This is a genomic window from Paenibacillus sp. A14 (genome assembly GCF_036864815.1).
Lineage (GTDB): Bacteria > Bacillota > Bacilli > Paenibacillales > Paenibacillaceae > Fontibacillus > Fontibacillus sanfengchensis.
The window spans coordinates 1-19,261 of the sequence record NZ_JBAGJD010000017.1 but is presented as its reverse complement, the minus strand read 5'-3'; the positions used below and the strand labels follow the sequence as shown (position 1 = coordinate 19,261).

Annotated in this window: 20 protein-coding genes and 1 other annotated feature; of the genes, 5 read left to right on the top strand and 15 right to left on the bottom strand. The window is 52.3% G+C overall.

Annotation, left to right across the window (positions count from 1 at the left end):
• Positions 1 to 70 precede the first annotated feature (70 nt).
• Entirely contained in the window at positions 71 to 676 is a 606-nt protein-coding gene (gene yfbR, locus V4U88_RS24870) for a 5'-deoxynucleotidase (RefSeq protein WP_334075892.1), read from the top strand.
• Between the two features lie 287 nt (positions 677 to 963).
• Here the strand turns inward: yfbR and V4U88_RS24865 are convergent, their stop codons facing one another.
• A complete protein-coding gene (locus V4U88_RS24865; RefSeq protein ID WP_334075891.1) occupies positions 964 to 1,833 on the bottom strand; it encodes an SDR family oxidoreductase in 870 nt (289 codons plus the stop codon).
• 168 nt (positions 1,834 to 2,001) lie between these two features.
• Positions 2,002 to 2,883: a glycosyltransferase family 2 protein gene (locus tag V4U88_RS24860; protein ID WP_334075890.1), complete on the bottom strand. Its 882-nt coding sequence runs from the start codon at positions 2,881 to 2,883 to the stop codon at positions 2,002 to 2,004.
• Between the two features lie 176 nt (positions 2,884 to 3,059).
• Between V4U88_RS24860 and V4U88_RS24855 the strand changes: the two genes are divergently transcribed.
• The 3 genes from V4U88_RS24855 to V4U88_RS24845 all read left to right on the top strand — a co-directional run bounded on the left by V4U88_RS24855 (position 3,060) and on the right by V4U88_RS24845 (position 4,434).
• Entirely contained in the window at positions 3,060 to 3,395 is a 336-nt protein-coding gene (locus V4U88_RS24855) for a helix-turn-helix domain-containing protein (RefSeq protein ID WP_334075889.1), read from the top strand.
• 122 nt (positions 3,396 to 3,517) lie between these two features.
• Positions 3,518 to 3,991: a MarR family transcriptional regulator gene (locus V4U88_RS24850; protein ID WP_334075888.1), complete on the top strand. Its 474-nt coding sequence runs from the start codon at positions 3,518 to 3,520 to the stop codon at positions 3,989 to 3,991.
• Positions 3,992 to 4,020: 29 nt separating this feature from the next.
• A complete protein-coding gene (locus V4U88_RS24845; protein WP_334075887.1) occupies positions 4,021 to 4,434 on the top strand; it encodes a nuclear transport factor 2 family protein in 414 nt (137 codons plus the stop codon).
• Positions 4,435 to 4,540: 106 nt separating this feature from the next.
• On the opposite strand, the gene V4U88_RS24840 is transcribed toward V4U88_RS24845, so the two are convergent.
• The 4 genes from V4U88_RS24840 to V4U88_RS24825 all read right to left on the bottom strand — a co-directional run bounded on the left by V4U88_RS24840 (position 4,541) and on the right by V4U88_RS24825 (position 8,540).
• On the bottom strand, positions 4,541 to 4,972 hold the full coding sequence (locus V4U88_RS24840) for a hypothetical protein (protein ID WP_334075886.1): 432 nt from the start codon (positions 4,970 to 4,972) through the stop codon (positions 4,541 to 4,543).
• Positions 4,973 to 5,097: 125 nt separating this feature from the next.
• Positions 5,098 to 6,039, bottom strand: coding sequence for a malate dehydrogenase (gene mdh, locus V4U88_RS24835; RefSeq protein WP_334075885.1), 942 nt, complete (start codon positions 6,037 to 6,039; stop codon positions 5,098 to 5,100).
• Between the two features lie 15 nt (positions 6,040 to 6,054).
• Positions 6,055 to 7,350, bottom strand: a complete 1,296-nt coding sequence (gene icd, locus V4U88_RS24830; RefSeq protein WP_334075884.1) for an NADP-dependent isocitrate dehydrogenase — start codon at positions 7,348 to 7,350, stop codon at positions 6,055 to 6,057.
• Between the two features lie 77 nt (positions 7,351 to 7,427).
• A complete protein-coding gene (locus V4U88_RS24825) occupies positions 7,428 to 8,540 on the bottom strand; it encodes a citrate/2-methylcitrate synthase (RefSeq protein ID WP_334075883.1) in 1,113 nt (370 codons plus the stop codon).
• A 413-nt stretch (positions 8,541 to 8,953) separates the two neighbouring features.
• On the opposite strand from V4U88_RS24825, the gene ytvI reads away from it, so the two are divergent.
• Positions 8,954 to 10,072 (top strand): sporulation integral membrane protein YtvI, encoded by a 1,119-nt coding sequence (ytvI, locus tag V4U88_RS24820; protein ID WP_334075882.1) that lies wholly within the window; start codon positions 8,954 to 8,956, stop codon positions 10,070 to 10,072.
• Positions 10,073 to 10,100: 28 nt separating this feature from the next.
• Here ytvI and argS read toward each other — a convergent pair whose 3' ends face one another.
• The 9 genes from argS to V4U88_RS24775 form a co-directional block, all read right to left on the bottom strand.
• Entirely contained in the window at positions 10,101 to 11,840 is a 1,740-nt protein-coding gene (gene argS, locus V4U88_RS24815) for an arginine--tRNA ligase (RefSeq protein ID WP_334075881.1), read from the bottom strand.
• A 45-nt stretch (positions 11,841 to 11,885) separates the two neighbouring features.
• Positions 11,886 to 12,125 (bottom strand) — a binding site (T-box leader).
• 53 nt (positions 12,126 to 12,178) lie between these two features.
• Positions 12,179 to 12,571 (bottom strand): FxsA family protein, encoded by a 393-nt coding sequence (locus V4U88_RS24810; protein ID WP_334075880.1) that lies wholly within the window; start codon positions 12,569 to 12,571, stop codon positions 12,179 to 12,181.
• Positions 12,572 to 12,655: 84 nt separating this feature from the next.
• Entirely contained in the window at positions 12,656 to 13,075 is a 420-nt protein-coding gene (locus V4U88_RS24805) for an acyl-CoA thioesterase (protein WP_334075879.1), read from the bottom strand.
• A gap of 139 nt (positions 13,076 to 13,214) precedes the next feature.
• A complete protein-coding gene (gene pyk / locus V4U88_RS24800; RefSeq protein ID WP_334075878.1) occupies positions 13,215 to 14,636 on the bottom strand; it encodes a pyruvate kinase in 1,422 nt (473 codons plus the stop codon).
• Positions 14,637 to 14,746: 110 nt separating this feature from the next.
• Entirely contained in the window at positions 14,747 to 15,769 is a 1,023-nt protein-coding gene (locus tag V4U88_RS24795) for an acetyl-CoA carboxylase carboxyltransferase subunit alpha (protein ID WP_334075877.1), read from the bottom strand.
• Positions 15,759 to 16,664 (bottom strand): acetyl-CoA carboxylase, carboxyltransferase subunit beta, encoded by a 906-nt coding sequence (accD, locus tag V4U88_RS24790; RefSeq protein WP_334075876.1) that lies wholly within the window; start codon positions 16,662 to 16,664, stop codon positions 15,759 to 15,761. The genes V4U88_RS24795 and accD overlap by 11 nt, the downstream gene beginning before the upstream one ends.
• 93 nt (positions 16,665 to 16,757) lie before the next feature.
• Entirely contained in the window at positions 16,758 to 16,946 is a 189-nt protein-coding gene (locus V4U88_RS24785) for a hypothetical protein (protein ID WP_036624401.1), read from the bottom strand.
• Between the two features lie 116 nt (positions 16,947 to 17,062).
• Positions 17,063 to 17,278, bottom strand: a complete 216-nt coding sequence (locus V4U88_RS24780; RefSeq protein ID WP_334075875.1) for a hypothetical protein — start codon at positions 17,276 to 17,278, stop codon at positions 17,063 to 17,065.
• Between the two features lie 610 nt (positions 17,279 to 17,888).
• The gene (locus V4U88_RS24775) at positions 17,889 to 18,941 is read right to left on the bottom strand and encodes an IS4 family transposase (protein ID WP_334073952.1); all 1,053 of its coding nucleotides are present in this window, start codon (positions 18,939 to 18,941) and stop codon (positions 17,889 to 17,891) included.
• Positions 18,942 to 19,261: the final 320 nt, after the last annotated feature.

The window sequence follows — 19,261 nt, the reverse complement described above, 5'->3', positions numbered from 1 at the left end:
TAACATAGTACTATCCCCGAGGTTGAAATATCTACAAATTCATCATGTCAAAAAGAGAGGTTTCTCACGGATGAGCTACCATTTTTCTGCTTATATGTATCGTCTGCGTTCTATCCAGCGCTGGAGTCTGATGCGGAGCACCGCTGCCGAAAACGTCGCGGAACATTCCTTTCACGTCGCGCTGCTCTCCCATTTGTTATGCGAGATCGGCAATCATGTCACAGGGCGCAGTTTGAATGCCGAACGGGCCGCCACGCTCGCGTTGTTTCACGATGCCACCGAGGTGTTTACCGGGGATATCCCAACGCCCGTGAAGCACCACAATCCCAAGCTTCTGGCGAGCTTCCGGGAAATGGAAGGGATTGCCGCCGAGCGGCTGCTTTCCATGGTGCCTCCTTCTTTGCGGGCCGTCTACGCCCCATTGGTCTCGCCTTCGACCCATCAAGGGCCCGACGGGGACGCCGAGCTGATGAGAATGGTGAAGGCGGCCGACACGCTTGACGCCTATTTGAAATGCGCCTGGGAATTGGCGGCCGGAAACCGCGAATTTGCGGTGGCGAAGCAGCAGCTCCTTGCCAAGCTGGAACATATGTGTCTGCCGGAAGTCGACTTCTTCCTGAGAGAGTTCGCACCCAGCTTTGAAATGACACTGGACGAGTTGTCAGATGAGGCATGACAAACAAGCTCCATCCGCTGGCCCGGGTTGTGAGTACACCACTGGCACGGCTAACGGAAATAGTAGCTGATAATCTCGACATTTCCCCTATTTCAGTGTTCTAAAGGAAACAATAGCCTCTATTCCTCCGAAACATGGTCGTAACAGTCGGTATTTTAGAGAATAGCTGCTATGGCTTCCGTTAGGATCATCGAATGGGCATATTGCGCAAAATAGCTGCTATAGCTTCCGTTAAAATTAAAAGGGTGTCACCTAGTCATTTTTGACTTTTGGGGACACCCTTTTGTTTAACCGTTGACGATTTCGCCGCCGTTAATGTGCAACACTTGTCCGCTCATGTAGGAAGCATCGTCGGAGGCGAGGTACACATAGGCCCCGGCCAATTCTTCCGGCTGCCCCGGGCGCTGCATCGGGACATTCCCGCCGAACTCGGACACCTGCTTGGCGTCGAACGTCGACGGAATGAGCGGTGTCCAGATCGGCCCCGGCGCTACCGCGTTGACGCGAATTCCCTTCTTTCCGACGATATTCATCGAAAGCGCGCGCGTAAAGCTGACGATCGCCCCTTTGGTGGAAGAGTAGTCGATCAGCGTCGGATTGCCTTTATAAGCCGTGACCGAAGCTGTATTGATAATCGCGCTTCCCTTCTTCAAATGCGGCATCGCGGCCTTTACGAGGTGGAACATCGAGAAAATGTTCGTCCGGAACGTCCGCTCCAACTGCTCGGTCGTAATATCCTCGATCTGCTGCTGCGGATGCTGCTCCGCGGCGTTATTGACCAGAATATCGAGGCCGCCGAGGCTATTGACCGTTTGTTTAACCGCTTCCTTGGCGAAGCTCTCATCGCCCACATCCCCCGGAATCAGTACGCATTTACGGCCTTCCTGCTCAATTTCCCCTTTCGTTTTGTTGGCGTCATCATGCTCGTTCAAATAGACGATCGCGATATCGGCGCCCTCCTTCGCATAGGCGACCGCGACCGCGCGGCCGATCCCGCTGTCCCCTCCGGTAATCAGCGCCACTTTACCGCGCAGCTTGCCCGCCGCCAAATAAGTTCCTTCGTATTCGGGGCGGGGATGCATTTCCGATTCGATTCCGGGCTGTTGATCCTGATGCTGCGGAGGCATCGTTTGCTTCGATTGTCCGTTTCCTGACATGGTTCATTCTCCTTCCGTCAATCGTAGTCCTGGTTACCCTTTCTAGGATAGGCCTACACGCCGAAGCTTATGCCGAGTCCCTAAATGGTGAAAGACAACCCGACGTGAAGGTATAGCCGCTTCCAGAACTAACTTACCACCGGAGGATTGGGACCAAACAGGAAATCGTTAAACCGGAATCCCGAAATGGTCAAAAAACCAGGAATCGTCCCGCATGCGCCGAACCGCATATTTTTCTCTGGAAAAAGACGTTGCGCGGGATATCTCCTCCAAAGGGCCCAGCGCCCCCTCACCGAATGCCTGGACCACCAAACTCCGGCAAGCCGCAATCCGCTTCTCCTGGAAATGAAGCTCGGCAAGCCTGAGCAAATCGCCCCCCCATTTCTTACCGCTGTCATCGCTGGGGAAATTTTGTCTGTAGACCAGCATTAACGTGGTTGCGGAAACCAGCTGGCAACGCCCTCCAAAAAGCCAGATTCGCAGCGAAAGCTCGGAGGTTTCCAGCTCTTTGCCGACAAAGTTCTCCTCCACCCCGCCAATTTCCTCAAATTTCTCCCGGGAAATCGCAAAGCAATCCGGGGATAACCAGGCAAGCGTTTCGTCGTCAATCCTCCAAGGATACTGTTCCATACTGTGAAGAAGCTCCCCTTCGTAACAAGGCTCGGGAACGAATCGGGAAGTTTCATGGATCTCCATTCGCGGGGATACCCCGTCGGCCTCGCCCCCCAATATCGGTGCCAACAGGGATTCCATCCAATGATCCTCAAAATACAACCGCGGCGTACAAAAGATCAGGTAGGCGCCGAACGCGTGGGCCGCACCCAAATTCCGGGAAGGTACACCGGTCTGGCCCTTGAGCAAACGGAAAGGCCGGGGAAAATTATAATTCATCAAAAAATCGCAGCATCCGTCCACCGATCCCTCATTGACCAGGATCAGCTCGTAAGGTATGGAAGTTTGCGAAACCTTTAAGGACTCCATGGCCATAAACAGATCGATCCCGTTATTTTTTACCGTCATAATGATAGAAACCATAGGTTGGGAAGACATAAAAATTCTCCTTAGCACGCATAATAAATAAATCCAGAATCAGGGTATACTTCTTGTTTTATCCGATTCCAAATACCATAATACTTCAATTCATGCTTTCAGTAAACAGAAACAAAACTAACAGTTTATTATCTTTGCCTCTCAATCTCACTATGGTTAAATACAGGAGGGGTAATATGGACTATGACGCACTAGGCAAGCGGCTGCGGCAGGAGCGGCACAAGATGAATCTGACTCAGGAAAAACTCGCTGAGAAAATCGAGGTTTCCGACGCATACATAGGGCAGATTGAGCGGGGCGAACGCAGTTTATCCCTGGAAACTCTCGTTAAACTGGCCAATCAACTGGGCGTTACCGTCGACTACTTGCTGCACGATTCCATCGAGATCAACGATGACCAATTTATGAATCAAGTAAGGCAAATCATGATGGAGCGTTCGCCGAAAGAAAAACAACTGGCGCTCGACATCCTGAAGTTGATGTTTGCCCACTTGGATGATATGCAGAAGTAGAAATAGAAAACGTGGGATGAAGGTTCTTCTTCAACTCGCGTTTTTTTCGTGCTTGACAAGTTTTTGTTAACTGGTAAACTAAAATATAGTTAACCGGTTAACTATACAGAAAGGGGTACCCCATGGAAACCGATAAACAGAATCAAGCCCTTGAAGCCGTTCAACAATTCATTATGAGAAGAGAAAAACGGGTGCAAACGCGAAGCACGGCGGCCGAGATGCTCGCTTCCGAATTGACTCCCGCAGCGGAATCAAAATGGACGCTCACCCAGCTCCACATTCTCTCTCTGGTCAAAAAACAGCCCGGAGCATTAAATAACACGCTGCTTGCGGAGCGGCTTCATCTTTCCAAGCCTGCGGTAACCAAAGCTGTCCGTCCGCTTGTGGAACGGCAGTTGCTGCTTCCCTCGCACAACGTCGCAAATCAGAAAGAAATTTATTATCGCTTATCTGAACAAGGCGGTGCATCGGCGGAGGCCCATGACCGGATTCATGAACGTTTGAAGGATGAATATATCCGGCTGTTCGGCGCTTTTTCCGACGAGGAACTAGACGTGATTATTCGATTCTTGAACGCATGGTCCAGCTTGATCTGATCACAAATTTCCTAAACTCGGAGGTTATTATGATGAACAAGACGGAAGCTATTTTATTTTTGGAGGAAATGTACCGGGATATCGTTGAGAATTTAAACATCGACAAAATACCGGATTACTTTGCCGGCAACTACATGCAGACTACGGACGGCGTTACATCCGACCTGGTCGCCTTCCGAAATCATATTGCGGAATTGAAAAGGATCGCCGGGCAAATCCGGGTGTCCCCTTTTCATGATATCGTGTTTGACCAGGAGGAGCAGATGGCGGCGGTTCGATATGAAGTGGATGTTACGAAGAAACACGGAGCCCGCGGACAGGTGGAACTGTTAGCTTTGTTCCAATGGGCAGATTCCAAAATCGTTCGCTGCCACGAGCTGTCGCGCCCGGTTTCCTCCGGGGAGGAGTTCAAGGATATTGCGAGCGTGAATGCCCGGCCGTGATCTGATGGCTTGGCCAAAAAGACCATTCCTAAGCCGGGCAGCGATTTCAGTCGCCTGGCTCTGGAATGGTCTCTTTATGCCCTTATGTAGGGAATTCCATTAATGGCTAAATGATATTTCTGTACACCATAAAGAAGGAAATCAGCAGCACGCAAAGGCAAAGCAGCGTACTGAAGGTCCGAAGCTTTCCGGCCGTGTCCTGAATCCCTTTGTTGGCCCGGATTGCTTCCGTCGCCTGACGGAGCGGCTTCCCCAGCATCCCGCTGAAGGCTCCAATCGCCAGGAACAAGACCACAACAACGATCATCCATGGCACCGAATATCCGCCACCGCCGCCGCTGATCAAATATCCGCCGGTCAACAATTGAACGACCAAGCCGATCTGCGCATACGTATTAAGCGTCTTCACGGCGGACACGGTACCTTCCTGGGCAGCCGGCGTCAGCTTGGGCACATTGCTGAATACGATCGGCAGCACCAGGTAGAAGCCCAGCGCCAAGGCACCCACGATGTGGAGAAACATCATGATTCCATACATATCACAACCACCTTTGTCAATTAGATTTATTACAATCTATTATACCTAGAGTTGTCATTAAAAGAAAGGAATCCCCCCGAGACGGGAGGATTCCTCATTTTCAAAAATTCACATTTCTGACATGTTTACCCTCGAACGATCGAAATGACTTCGCGTATAGACGCCGCGGATTTATCCAAAGCCGCTTTTTCTTCCGGAGTCAGCTCCAGCTCGAACACTTTTTCGATGCCGTCCCCGCCCAAAATGACCGGTACGCCCATGAACAGGCCGTCATAGCCGTACTCGCCTTCCAGAAGAGCGATAACCGGAAGGATCCGTTTTTTATCCTTCAGGATCGCTTCCGTCATCTGCACGAGCGATGCGGCCGGCGCATAATAGGCGCTGCCGTTGCCGAGCAGGTTGACGATCTCGCCGCCGCCCGCGCGCGTGCGCTGGACGATGGCCTCGATCCGTTCCTGCGGAAGCAGAGCTTCGATCGGAATCCCGGCGACGCTGGAATACCGGACAAGGGGTACCATGTCGTCGCCGTGTCCGCCGAGCACAAAGCCGCGAACGTCTTCCATCGAAACGTTCAGCTCCTGCGCGATAAACGTACGGTAACGCGCGGTGTCAAGCACGCCGGATTGGCCGATCACGCGGTTTTTCGGGAACCCTAGCGTCCGGTAAGCCGTATGCGTCATCGCGTCCACCGGGTTGCTCAGGATGATGACCGTGGAATTCGGGCAATGTTTCTTCACGTTTTCGCAAACGGAACGCACGATCCCCGCGTTCGTATTCACGAGATCGTCGCGGCTCATTCCCGGCTTGCGGGCAATCCCCGCCGTAATAATGACGATGTCGGATTCCGCGGCGTCTTCGTAGGAAGAGGTCCCGACGATATGGCTGTCGAAGCCTTGGACCGGACCGGCTTCCAGCATATCGAGCGCCTTGCCCTTCGTCGGGTTCTCCAACTGCGGGATATCGAGGAGAACGACGTCCCCGAGCTCTTTTTGCGCAAGCATCAGCGCCGTAGTCGCGCCGGTGGAGCCGGCGCCGACGACCGTAATTTTTTTACGACGAATAGCCACGTTGATCAAGACCTCCTACATGTTTTTAATGACTTGATCCGCGAACTCGGAGCACTTCACTTCCGTAGCGCCCTCCATCAGGCGGGCAAAGTCGTAGGTAACCGTCTTGTTGTTGATGGATGTTTCCAGACCTTTATAAATCAGGTCGGCCGCTTCCTGCCAGCCCAAATGCTCAAGGAGCATCACCCCGGACAAAATCACGGAGCCGGGATTCACCACGTCAAGATCCGCATATTTCGGAGCCGTACCGTGAGTGGCTTCAAAAATCGCATGCCCCGTTACATAGTTGATGTTCGCCCCCGGCGCGATGCCGATGCCGCCGACTTGAGCCGCCAAGGCGTCGGACAAGTAGTCGCCGTTCAGGTTCAAGGTAGCGATCACATCGAAGTCCGTCGGGCGCGTCAACACTTGCTGAAGCGCGATATCCGCAATCGCGTCCTTGATGATGATTTTGCCCGCGTCTTGGGCTTCCTTCTGCGCTTTATTGGCCGCATCGGTTCCGGATTCTTCCTTGATCCGGTCGTACTCGGCCCAAGTGAATACCTTGTCGCCGAATTCGGCCTCAGCCACTTCGTAACCCCAGTTTTTGAAGGCGCCCTCGGTGAATTTCATGATATTGCCCTTGTGTACGAGGGTAACGCTCTTGCGGCCATGCTTGATCGCATATTCCACGGCCGCGCGCACCAGACGCTTCGAGCCCTCTTCCGAAACCGGCTTGATCCCGATGCCGGAGGTTTCCGGGAAGCGGATCTTCTTCACGCCCATTTCATTTTGCAGGAACTGGAGCACCTTCTTCACTTCTTCAGAGCCCTCTTTGTACTCGATTCCCGCATAGATATCCTCCGTATTCTCCCGGAAAATGACCATGTCCACGAGATCGGGACGCTTCACCGGAGAAGGAACGCCATCGAAATAGCGGACCGGGCGAAGACATACGTACAGGTCCAGCTCTTGGCGGAGCGCCACGTTCAGCGAACGGATGCCGCCGCCGATCGGCGTAGTCAACGGGCCTTTAATCGCCACAATATACTCGCGGATCGCAGTCAGCGTATCCGCTGGCAGCCATTCCCCGTATGTATTGTAGGCCTTCTCCCCCGCGAATACTTCGTACCAGGCTATTCTTTTCTCGCCGCCGTAAGCTTTCTCCACAGCGGCATCCAGAACCCGCTTGGAGGCTTTCCAAATGTCGCGGCCTGTGCCGTCCCCCTCTATGAAAGGAATGATCGGATTGTTCGGCACCTGAAGCTTGCCGTTATCGATAACGATTTTTTCGCCTTCGGTCGGAAGACTGAATTTTTCCAATTTCAGCATGTCTTTGATTTCCTCCTTATATTCGTGTGTTATCCATTTTAACATAATACCAACCCGGTTTCCCGGGTTGGTCGGCGTTATCTCAGATCGATCGGGATGTAGCGCTGATTCGTCGCTCCCGTGTATTCGGCGCGCGGACGAATGATCCGGTTGTCGTCAAGCTGCTCCAAAATATGAGAGGTCCATCCGGACAGGCGGCTGATCGCGAAGATCGGCGTGAACAGATCTCTCGGAATGCCCAGCATCGTATAAACCGAGGCCGAATAAAAATCGACGTTCGGTTTCAGTCCCTTTTGATTCGTCACGAGCTCTTCCACTTTGACCGAAATGTCGTAAAGGGTCGTATCGCCCTTCATCAACCCCAGCTGACGGGACATTTTTTGCAGGTGCTTGGCGCGAGGGTCCCCGTTTTTGTAAACCCGATGGCCGAAGCCCATGATCTTCTCCTTGTTGGCGAGCTTGTTCTGAATGTAAGCCTCGACTTTATCCAAGGTGCCGATTTCGCTCAGCATCCGCATCACCGCCTCATTGGCTCCCCCGTGCAGCGGGCCCTTCAAGGTACCGATCGCGGAGGTGACGCCGGAATAGATATCCGACAGCGTAGCGACCGTGACGCGGGCGGAGAAGGTGGAAGCGTTCAGCTCATGATCCGCATGCAGGACTAGCGCTTGATCCAGGGCGCGGACGGCGACCGGATCCGGCTCCTCGCCGGACAGCATATAAAGGAAGTTGTGAGCCAGCGAAACGCCTTTCAAGGGAGCGACCGGTTCTTTCCCTTCGCGGATCCGGGCAAAAGCGGCAATCAACGTAGGCAGCTCGGCCTGCAGTTTGATCGCTTTAAGTTGATTGCAATCGCGCGTATTGTCATTCGCCTGCTCGTCGTACAAAGCCAGGGCCGAAACGGCTGTACGGAGAACGGCCATCGTATTCGCGTTGGCCGGATAGAGCTTCATTTGCTCGAGAACCGCTTCCGGTACCGGCGCATATTCGCTTAGTTGATTCTGCAGGTTGGCCAACTGATGTTTGGTAGGCAGCTTGCCGTACCAAAGCAAATAAGCAGTCTCTTCATAAGTCGCACGCTCCGCCAGGTCATCGATATTAATGCCGCGATAGGCAAGAACCCCGTCGTGAATCGAGCTGATGGATGAAGTCGCTGCCACAATCCCTTCCAGTCCTTTGGTAGCCGTCATAGTGCATCTCTCCTTTAAAAACGAAATATGAGCCGAACAAGCCAATGAAAACATTTTCAATTTAAAAGTTTAAAATTTTCAGAGCATGGCAATAACAAGGCCCGGACAAAGTAGATATCTGGCTATGACGCCGGGTACCGTGTTCATCGGTAACTCGGTTCATCCTGTAAATTCATCATACTGGATTTTTAAAAACAAGGGAACCCGAACAGCCTGGTCTGGGATATCAAATTGTTTTATCGTGGTGATAAATGATTTTTTGTAATCGCTTTCGTTTTGCAATGAAAAAAGTCACTTTATATCTTTTTGCTTTCGATGACTTCGTGAACTTCCTGGGCAAATTGTTTCCGGCATAGAAAAAGAGGCTAAGTAATAGGGTAGAAAGAGGACCTGTCCGAAAAGGGGAATGCCGTTTGGATAATGTATTGAGAAACCGCCTGATGCGGGGGACCGGAGTGCTCCTGGTTCTGATCCTGCTGGCCGGCGGCTTTTACTGGGCGCTGCCGCTAGTGTATCCGTTCCTGATCGCCTGGCTGATCGCCTATGCGATGAACCCCTTTGTGCGCTGGCTGCAGGCCGCCGTCAAACTGCCGCGCTGGCTCGCGGTTACCGCGGCGCTCCTGGTTTATTTCGGGGGAGCTGGGATCGTCCTGTCCGCCGCCATCACTCGGCTCGTCAAAGAGCTGATCAGCCTGGCCGAGTCTTTGGACCAGCATATCGAAAACTGGCGGCAATGGTTTGTCGAATGGAGCCAAAGCGAAGGAATCCAAAACATCATCAATGAAATCAACCGCTTTATTGCCGATAACCCGGATTACGAAAACACGATCAATCAAAACATCGACAACACAACAAGCACAATCAGCTCGGCGGTATCGCGCCTGCTCAGCGGTCTGCTGAGCGGGATCGTTCAACTGTTGACCTCGCTGCCCAATCTCGGGCTGATTCTGGTCGTCATCTTGCTGGCCGCTTTTTTTATCAGTAAAAACTGGGAGCGCCACATCCGGTTTCTCGCCGGCTTTATCCCTCCTGCCTTTCGTAAGACCGCCGGAGAGGTCTGGAGGGATTTGCAAAAAGCGCTGTTCGGCTATTTGCGCGCCCAGTTCATCATGATCTCGATCACGGCCGTCATCGTCCTCATCGGCCTTCTGATTTTGCGCGTCGAATCCGCCTTCACCTATGCCTTATTAATCGGTCTGGTGGATCTGCTCCCTTATCTCGGCGTCGGAACCATCATGGTCCCCTGGCTGCTTTATGCCTATATGACAGGGGACCTCGGACTAGGGATCGGGCTGTCGATTCTGTACGGCGTGATTCTGATCGCACGCCAACTGATCGAGCCCAAAGTGCTGGCCAGCAGCGTCGGTCTCGATCCCCTGCCCACGTTGATCGCCATGTTTGCTGGACTGAAGCTGTTCGGTGTGCTTGGGCTGATTATCGGCCCCGTCTCCTTCGTCGTCATCGGCGCCATGATCCGCGCGGGCGTGATCCGCGATCTGCGCAACTATATCGTGAACGGAAGGCTGCGATGATTCATTGCAGCCTTCCTCCACGTTCGCCCTACATCCGCTCCGGCGCCTGCAGCCCGATCAGTCCCAGCCCGGTCTTCAACGTGATCCGCACGCCTTGAACGAGAGCCAGGCGGGCGATGCGCAGCGAGGCTTCTTCTTTCAGAATAGGACAATCGTGATAAAACCGGTTAAAAGCCTGGGCGGTATCCACCAAGTAGCGGGTAATCAGCGAAGGCTCCAGCTTAGCGGCCGCCTGCCCGACCACTTCCGGGAACAGGCCGAGCTGTTTGATCATCCTGAACTCCGCCTCACAGCTTAACCGTTGAGGGTCCCAATCGATGCCGGGCCTAAGGTTCAAGCCGTGCAGATCCTCGGTTCCCGTCCCCATGCGCAGTACACTGCAGGCCCGGGCGTACGTATATTGAACATACGGCCCTGTCTCCCCTTCAAAGCTGAGCGCCTCTTTCCAGGAAAAATCGATGTCCTTGATCCGGTTTCCCCGCAGGTCATTGAAGATGACCGCACCCACGCCAACTTGCCGGGCAACCTCTTCTTTGTTCTCCAACTTGGGATTTTTCTCCTCAATAATCTCGCGGATTTTGGAAACCGCCTGATCCAGCACCTCTTCCAGCCGGACAACTTTCCCCCTCCGGGTGGACATGGCCTCGCCTTCCAGGCTGACCCGCCCGAACGGAACGTGGACAAGTTCGGACGCCCACCCGTAGCCCATCCGTTCGATCACCTTAAACCATTGGCTAAAATGCAGGCTTTGCGAATAGTCCGTCACATACAAGGCTTTATGGAAGCCGAAGGTCCGCTTCCGGTACAGCGCCGCCGCTATGTCGCGGGTAGGGTAGAGGGAGCTGCCGTCTTTTTTCAGAATCAAGGCCGGGGGCATGCCGTACTCCTCGAGGCGGACAAGCCAAGCGCCCTCATCCTCCTCAAGCAGGCGTTTTTCCCTCAGTTCCCGCACAACATCATCCATATACTCATTGTAAAAGCTCTCCCCGGTCACAAAATCAAACCGCACGCCGAGCCGATCGTAGATCTTCTGGAATTCCGCCAGACTTACATCGACGAACCGTCTCCACAGCTTCTTAGCCTCCTCGTCTCCCTGCTCCATTTTGACGAACCACTCTCTGGCCTCATCCTCCAAAGCGGGGTCCTTGTCGGCCTCCTCATGAAAACGCACATACAACCCCAACAGCTCGTCGATGGCCGCTTCCTCCAGGCGGGAGGCGGTTCCCCAGCGGAGGTAGGCCGTGATCAACTTCCCGAACTGCGTCCCCCAATCCCCCAGGTGGTTGATACCGACACAACGATAACCCAGATACGAGTAAATCCGGTACAGCGCGCTTCCGATGACCGTGGAGCGCAGATGGCCTACGTGAAAAGGCTTGGCGATATTCGGGGAGGAAAAATCGATCACCACCGTTTTGCCCGCTCCTATATCCCCCGCTCCATACCGCTCCCCGCTTTCTAAAATCCCGGGCAATATCGCCTCGGCTACTGCGGCATGATCCAAAGAAAAATTGACGTAACCCGTTTGCGACGACACTTTGATAAGGCCGGACCCGGCGATACCCCGGGCATGAAGCCCCTCCTCAAGCTCCCGGGCGATCCCCGCGGGGGAAGCCTTGCGCTTTTTGGCTAACGTAAAGCAAGGAAACGACAAGTCGCCCATGGAAGCGTCCCGCGGGATCTCCAGCAAGTCCCGGATTTCCTGCTCCGTAATTTCTTCCAGCACTCTAGCGATCTGTTCCGCGACGATTTTTTTAAACCAATCCATTCCAATCCCCTCTTTTCTCCAAATAAAAAAGCCCCTCATCTCCATTGAAGAGACGAGAGACTTACAGTTCCCGCGGTACCACTCTGCGTGTCGGGACCCATCGTCCCAACCACTCTGAAGGATAACGGCCAACACCCGGATTTGACTACGGCTTGCGGCAACCCCCGCCGCCTTCGGCAAACCATCTCCCGGGCCCGCTTCCGCCCACTTCCCCATACCGGCTTCCACCCTCCCGGCTCGCTTTTATGGTTTCCAGCAGCGTACTGTCCCGTTCGCAGATATTTCATATGCAGTTCCAAAAATAGTTAAACTAGTTATATCGAAAAAAAATCAAAAAGTCAACGCCGGAAAAAGGTGATCGTTCCGTCTTTGATTTTTTTGCCGATCCATTTCATCAATAGCAAACGATAAAGGGGACGCGTTAAAGGAAACACCATCGTAAACCCGATCGCATCGGTTACGAAACCCGGAATCAACAGCAGGATCCCGCCGCCGAACACGCATAAGCCCTCGATCATCATTTTGCCGGGAATCTGGTTGCCAATCATTTGAGATTTGGCATCCGCCATCAGCTTGCGGCCCTCAAACTGCATCATCAGAAGGCCGATCACCGAAGTGGCCAAGGTCAGAAAGATCGTTTTTCCGACACCAAGCCGCTCCCCGACCCACACATAACCCCAAAACTCTACCAGGGGAACGACTACGATAAATACCGCTATCCATTTGCGCATACAATAACTCCTTTTTCCTGCGGCGTAACTCCATGAATTATAGCAAAGCTCTAAAGAGTATTGTAACGTTTTGATGTACCGGAATCAAAATTTACTGGCCCGCTCGAATACTTCATACCAGTCCGGAAATACTTTTTTGAACTGAACGGGCTTGAAATCCTCCCTTCGGACCACATAATGCGTAGATGATCCGACGACGCAAAGCTCGCCTCCCCCGTTCAGCACCTCGTAGGCGTACTCCGTTTTGACGCCGCCGTTCGAACTGATCCAGGTTCGGAGCAAAACGTCATCCCCGTAACGGATCCCTTTCCGGTATTCCACCTTCATTTCATGAACCGGCGAAATATAACCCGCCCGCTCCATGTGAATGTAGTTTAGTCCCAGTTCCTCAATCAACGCGGTCCGTCCCGCTTCAAACCAGCCCAGATAGTGGGCATGATAGACGATGCCCATCATATCGAACTCAAAATATTTGGGCTTGATCGCCAGCTCGCTAACATGCATCTTTAGTACGCCCCTTTCCCTGTCATTTACAAGAGTTGCACCGTTTCTAGTTCGGCTTAATCTAGCAAAAAAGCAATGGAAAGCCCGTTGTACGGGCAGCCCATTGCTTCTGATATGCGGCTAGCTGTATCTAAAGCTATTACTTGCGGATTTGTCCGATTTTGACCAGGTTCGTCGAACCGGAGCGGCCCAGCGGAATCCCTGCTGTGATCACAACCAGATCGCCTTCCTTCACAAGACCGGAATCCAGTCCACCCTTCATCGCGTTGTCGAACATTTCGTCCGTGGAAGTGGCCAATTGACCTTTCACCGGAGTTACGCCCCAGTTCAGCGCAAGACGGCGCAGCGTTTGGTCTTCCGTGGTGACGGCGATAATCGGCGCTTTCGGACGGTATTTGGAGACCATACGAGCGGTATAACCCGTTTCCGTCGAAGTGATGATCGCTTTGGCGTTCAGATCCAGCGCGGAGTTAGCCACCGCTTGGGAAATCGCCTCGGTCACCGTTGTTTGTTGCGCATTGCTTTGCTTTATAAACATTTCGCGATATTCCAGCGCGGATTCCGCTTTCTCGGCAATACGCGACATCGTCAGCACGGACTCCACCGGATATTTCCCGGCAGCCGTTTCGCCGGACAGCATGATCGCGTCGGTACCGTCGAAAATCGCATTGGCCACGTCACTTGCTTCAGCGCGTGTAGGTCTAGGGTTGCGCTGCATCGAATCCAGCATTTGCGTCGCCGTGATGACCGGCTTGCCGACGCGGTTGCATTTCTCGATCATGCGCTTCTGTACCAACGGCACATCTTCCGCAGGAATTTCCACACCCAAGTCACCGCGGGCAACCATCAGGCCGTCGGAAACTTCCAAAATCTCATCCAGGTTGTCCACGCCTTGCTGGTTTTCGATCTTAGAGATGATTTGGATGTGCGTGGCATTGTGACTCTCCAGCAATTGACGGATTTCAAGAACGTCGCTGGCTTTACGAACGAAGGAAGCCGCAATGAAATCGATGCCTTGTTCGATCCCGAAGATAATATCGTTAGCGTCTTTCTCAGTGATGCCTGGCAGGGAAATGTTTACGCCTGGGACGTTAACGCCCTTCTTGCTCTTGATGGTACCGCCGTTGACAATACGACACTTGATTTCCGTTCCTTGAATATCCACTACGGTCAAACCGATCAAACCGTCATCGATCAGAATGGTTGAACCGACTTCCACATCGCCAGGAAGCTCTTGGTATGTGATGGAGATGCGGTCTTTGTCGCCGAGAATTTCTTCGGTTGTCAAAGTGATGAACTCGTCTTGCACAAGCTCGATCGGTTCTTCCTTCAATTTGCCGGTGCGGATTTCAGGACCTTTCGTGTCCAACAGTATGGCGATTGATTTCCCCAACTCTTCGCTCGCTTGGCGGATCGTTTTGATCCGATTCCCATGCTCCTCGAAATCTCCGTGGGAGAAGTTGAGGCGAGCGACGTTCATCCCGGCCATGATCAGTTTCTTGGTGTTGTCTAACGATTCACTGGAAGGACCGATAGTACATACGATTTTTGTTTTGCGCATTTTGGGTTTCCTCCGTTTATTTAGTTCTCTCTATACATCATTTCCAACAATTAAATTTACTACATTTTCCCCATTTTGTATAGGAAGTTTATCATATTGTAACAGTCTATCTAGTCATTACCCACTAGGGAGGAATCTATAATGGGCTCTGCTTCTTTTTCCTGCGCCCGGCTCGCCCCGCCCTCGGCAAATTGTCCGATTTTGCGGAATTTCCGGTATCTGTCTTCCACAAGCTCGTCCGGATTCATAAGAGACAATTCTTCTAAATGCCGAACGACACTCTCTTTGATGGCCACGGCCGTAGTCTCGTAGTCCCGGTGCGCACCGCCTCGAGGCTCCGGAACAATCTCCTCGATCACGTCCATTTCCAGCAAATCCTGGGCGGTAATCTTCATCGCTTCCGCCGCCTGATCGGCTTTGGAGGCATCCTTCCAAAGGATTGAAGCCGCTCCGTTCGGCGAGATGACGGAATAAATCGCGTTCTCCAGCATCAAAACCCGGTTTCCGACGCCCAACGCAAGCGCGCCGCCACTGCCTCCCTCGCCGATGACAACGCAGACGACAGGAACCCGCAGCTTGGCCATCTCCAGCAAATTCCGGGCGATGGCTTCCGACTGCCCCCTTTCTTCCGCCGTAATCCCCGGGTATGCTCCCTTCGTATCGATAAACGTAACGATCGGACGGCCGAATTTTTCCGCTTGCCGCATCAGACGGAGCGCCTTCCGGAAACCTTCGGGATGCGCGCTTCCGAAGAAGCGGGCGATATTGTCTTTGGTATCCTTGCCCCGCTGCTGTCCGAGCACGGTCACCGACGTCCCGTTCAGCTTCGCCAGTCCGCCGACAACGGCCAGATCGTCCCCAAACACGCGGTCGCCATGGAGTTCCATGAAATCGTCAAAAATAAGCTCGATCAAATCCAGGGAAGTCGGACGCTGATGATGCCGCGCCAAGTGCATCTTTTGCGAAGGGGAGATGCTGCTGTAAATCTCCTCCTCCAACTGCTTGTACCGCTCTTCCAACCGGGCGATTTCCTCGTTGAAATCGATCCCTTTCTCCTGACCAAATTGCTCCAGCTCCCGGATTTTCTCGCGAAGTTTCACGAGAGGGGCTTCAAAAGGCAGCTCACCCGCCATGATTAACTCCTCCCTTCACGTTGTGCAGATCCAGTACCTGAGCCAAGGTGGCCCGCAGCTCTTTACGGTGGACGACCATGTCCAGTTGACCGTGCTGCAAGTTGAACTCCGCCGTCTGGAAATCATCCGGCAGCTTCTGGCGGATCGTTTGCTCGATCACGATCCGGCCGGCAAAACCGAACACCGCGCCGGGTTCGGCGATAATAAGATCGCCGAGCATGGCAAAGCTGGCCGAAACGCCCCCGGTAGTCGGATCCGTAATGACCGAGATATACAGGCCGCCCTGCTCGTCCAGACGGGCTAACGCAGCGCTGGTTTTGGCCATTTGCATCAGACTTAAAATGCTTTCCTGCATCCGTGCTCCACCCGAAGTCGAGAATATAATCAACGGAAGACGCTTCTTCGTCGCCGTTTCTATCGCTCTCGTAATCTTCTCGCCTACGACGGAGCCCATACTGCCCGTGAAAAAATCAAAACTCATCACGGCCATGACCGCCGGAAAGCCGCCGATCGTCCCTTCTCCGGTTACAACGGCTTCACGAAGCCCGGACTTCAGCTTCTGCTGTTCCAGCTTGTTCGCGTAACCCGGAAAATTTAGCGGGTCGACGGAAATTAAATCCGCATCATATTCAAGGAAGCTTCCCTCATCCAACGTCATTTGAATCCGTTCCAAGGCGTTTAAACGCATATGGTGCCCGCAGGAAGGGCAGACTTTAAGATTCTTTTCAAGCTCTTTGCTGTATTGAATGCTGCCGCAGCGGCTGCATTTACTCATCAGACCCTCAGGTATTTCACGCTTCGGCCGGTCTCCCGGCTGCGGACTTTCGCTGGTCCCCAAACGTTCTGAAGGAATGGTCGCGTATTTCCTTTTTTTCTGAAACAAGTCTTTAAACACAACTACACCTCTTCAGCCGTTAAATTTATTGGCCGCATCACAGCAAGACAAGGAAACAATGCCGGTAAGTTGCCCATGCCTATTTCCTTGCCCTCAGGGATGCAATATCGAATTAAGAACCTCTTGAACCTCTTCCAGTTCACCAGACGGAACTAAAATTTCAAACTGCTGTTTGGATAAATTAACAGGACGTGTTTGGACAAGAAAGCCTTCTTCGGTGAGTTTCGTCTTGATCATGTCCGCCACTTTGGCGGTAGGCGCAATGTACATAACAGTCCACATGTCCTCTTCCAAGCCCCCAATCTTTTCTCGAGCCCATATAATAGAGTAATGATAACATAATTTTAAAAAATCCCGCAACAAAGGGAAGGAACCTGGTCCTGGGGAAAACCAGACCATCACCCCGCTTCGCTTCCAGCGTTAGACCCGGCCGTTGCCCGGCGCGCCTTCGCGCCCGCGTTCCCGGCTGCGGAAGATTCGACGCGGACGATTCTTGCGCGGGCGTTCCCGCACAGACGATTCGGCGCGGACGATTCCGCGTGGGCGATTCTTGCGCGGGGCGATCCCGCACGGGCGATTCCGCGTGGGCGATTCTTGCGCGGGCGATTCCGCACGGGCGATTCGGCGCGGGCGATTCTTGCGCGGGGCGATCCCGCACGGGCGATTCGGCGCGGGCGATTCCGCGTGGGCGATTCTTGCGCGGGCGATTCCGCACGGGCGATTCGGCGCGGGCGATTCCGCGTGGGCGATTCTTGCGCGGACGATTGCAGCAGGAAGGGATCCAACACTAATAACGCATCGACGTTACATCAAATCTGACAGGGTACGGACCATTTTAATGCTTATTCGACGAGTTAAGAAGCGGTGTGGCGTGCTGGATCCGACGCCCGTAATTTTACCCGGCCGCCCGCCACGTTAACGGCCTTTTGGGACGCTATTTCGTCCCGCTTCGGCTCCGGTGGAATCATAGCGGTTAAAAAAGGCCTTATTGCCCTGTGGCTGGCCTCGAAATCAGGGTTTGGCCCGCTTGTTCCGAAAATAAGGCCCTAAAAATCACTGGCATTGCACCAAAGCTTACATGATGGCTTACAGAGATGTTGTGTAATTTTTTTCCATATCGATTTTTAAGTAATTGGCCAAAAAATGAAGGGGGTCAGAAAATAGATGCGTTATTCCATTTTATGGATATTAACTTTTTGTTCTATTTTGCCTCTTCACTCAGCTTCATTTTCTTCTTGGCTTGATCATTCCAACCGATGTGTTCATAATAGGCGGTTCCTTGTACATTTTTGTACTCCTTTGACGCCCTTTGTTGTTCTGGCTTTTACTCCTTCGATGAAGCTCGGATTCAAGTAGCAAATTAGGTTTCTCCCATAAAAGACGAAGTGATTGAAGCACTTCCCACAAACTCATTCGGGTTCCACTGATCACATGAATGAGCATGGCCATAGCATAAGCGATCAAAGCGATAAAGATCTGGTTCCATATCCCTTGAGGATCATAGCTATACAGCTTCACTAATCGCAAATGCTGCTTCATCCACTTGAAAAATAGCTCGATCAGCCAACGCTGCCGATAGATGTCCGCGATTTCCTCAGCACTTAGGTCAAAGCACGAAGTAGCCAGACGATACTTGCGCCCCTTTTCATCCAAAAACTCTACAAGGCGTAAAGAATTCTCTGTCTTGCGAAAGGCACTCCCTAATTGAACGATAGCATCTCGGATGATGTTTGAATCCGGATGAACCGGCAGCTCTTGCTCCACCTGCCAAACCCTATGTTTTTCGTTGATTCGAGTTACGAATTGAACTTTTTGCTCTAGCCAAGTATCGAACTGTTTATACTTCACATAACCGCGATCCATCACGTATATTGTGCCGTCATCTTCGACCAGAAAGTTCATGGTTTCGTAGTCACTCACATTCCCCGTAGTAGGGATGGCCTTCTCAGGAATGACCTCTTTCTCTTCATTTTTAGTCAAAACCAAGACTCGAACATGAATTTTGATTTGAGTGTGGTCACGGGTTACGTACGCCCAGTTGGCCAGTGTCGCCGGAAGTCTTAGACAAGTCGAGTCGATAATCCGAATCTGTGTGCCCTTGATTTCCGATGGAGCTTTCTGCTTGACCTTGCCGATGAGTTCAAGGAATAGACCTTCGAGTATCTCGGTAGGAATCATCTTTAGACGCCTGGAGATTTGAGAACTACTGATGCTGGATAGTTCCAGACTTTCCTGCAGCGTTGTGCTTGTTCGAAGTGGCTTGAGAAATGTGTTCATAAGAATCCCACTTAGCGAGTTGGGAGGCTAAAATTAACTTGATACTTTTTAAGGTAGTAAGCTTGCGAACACGATGATCGGAAATTGGAAAGCTAAAATTTTCTTCAGAAATATAAGAAAAGCATTGACGAATCACAGATAAATTGTGTATGTTACCCATGGTTGGCTCCTTTTGTTGAGATGAGTTATGGGTAACGCATCTAACTCAACAATAGGAGCTTTTTTTATTTTATTCCATGAAAATAACATATAAATTAACATATTTAGTAAATACTGTTCCGTTAATTTCTTGTGTCAGGTTTAATGCAATGCTAGTGCCT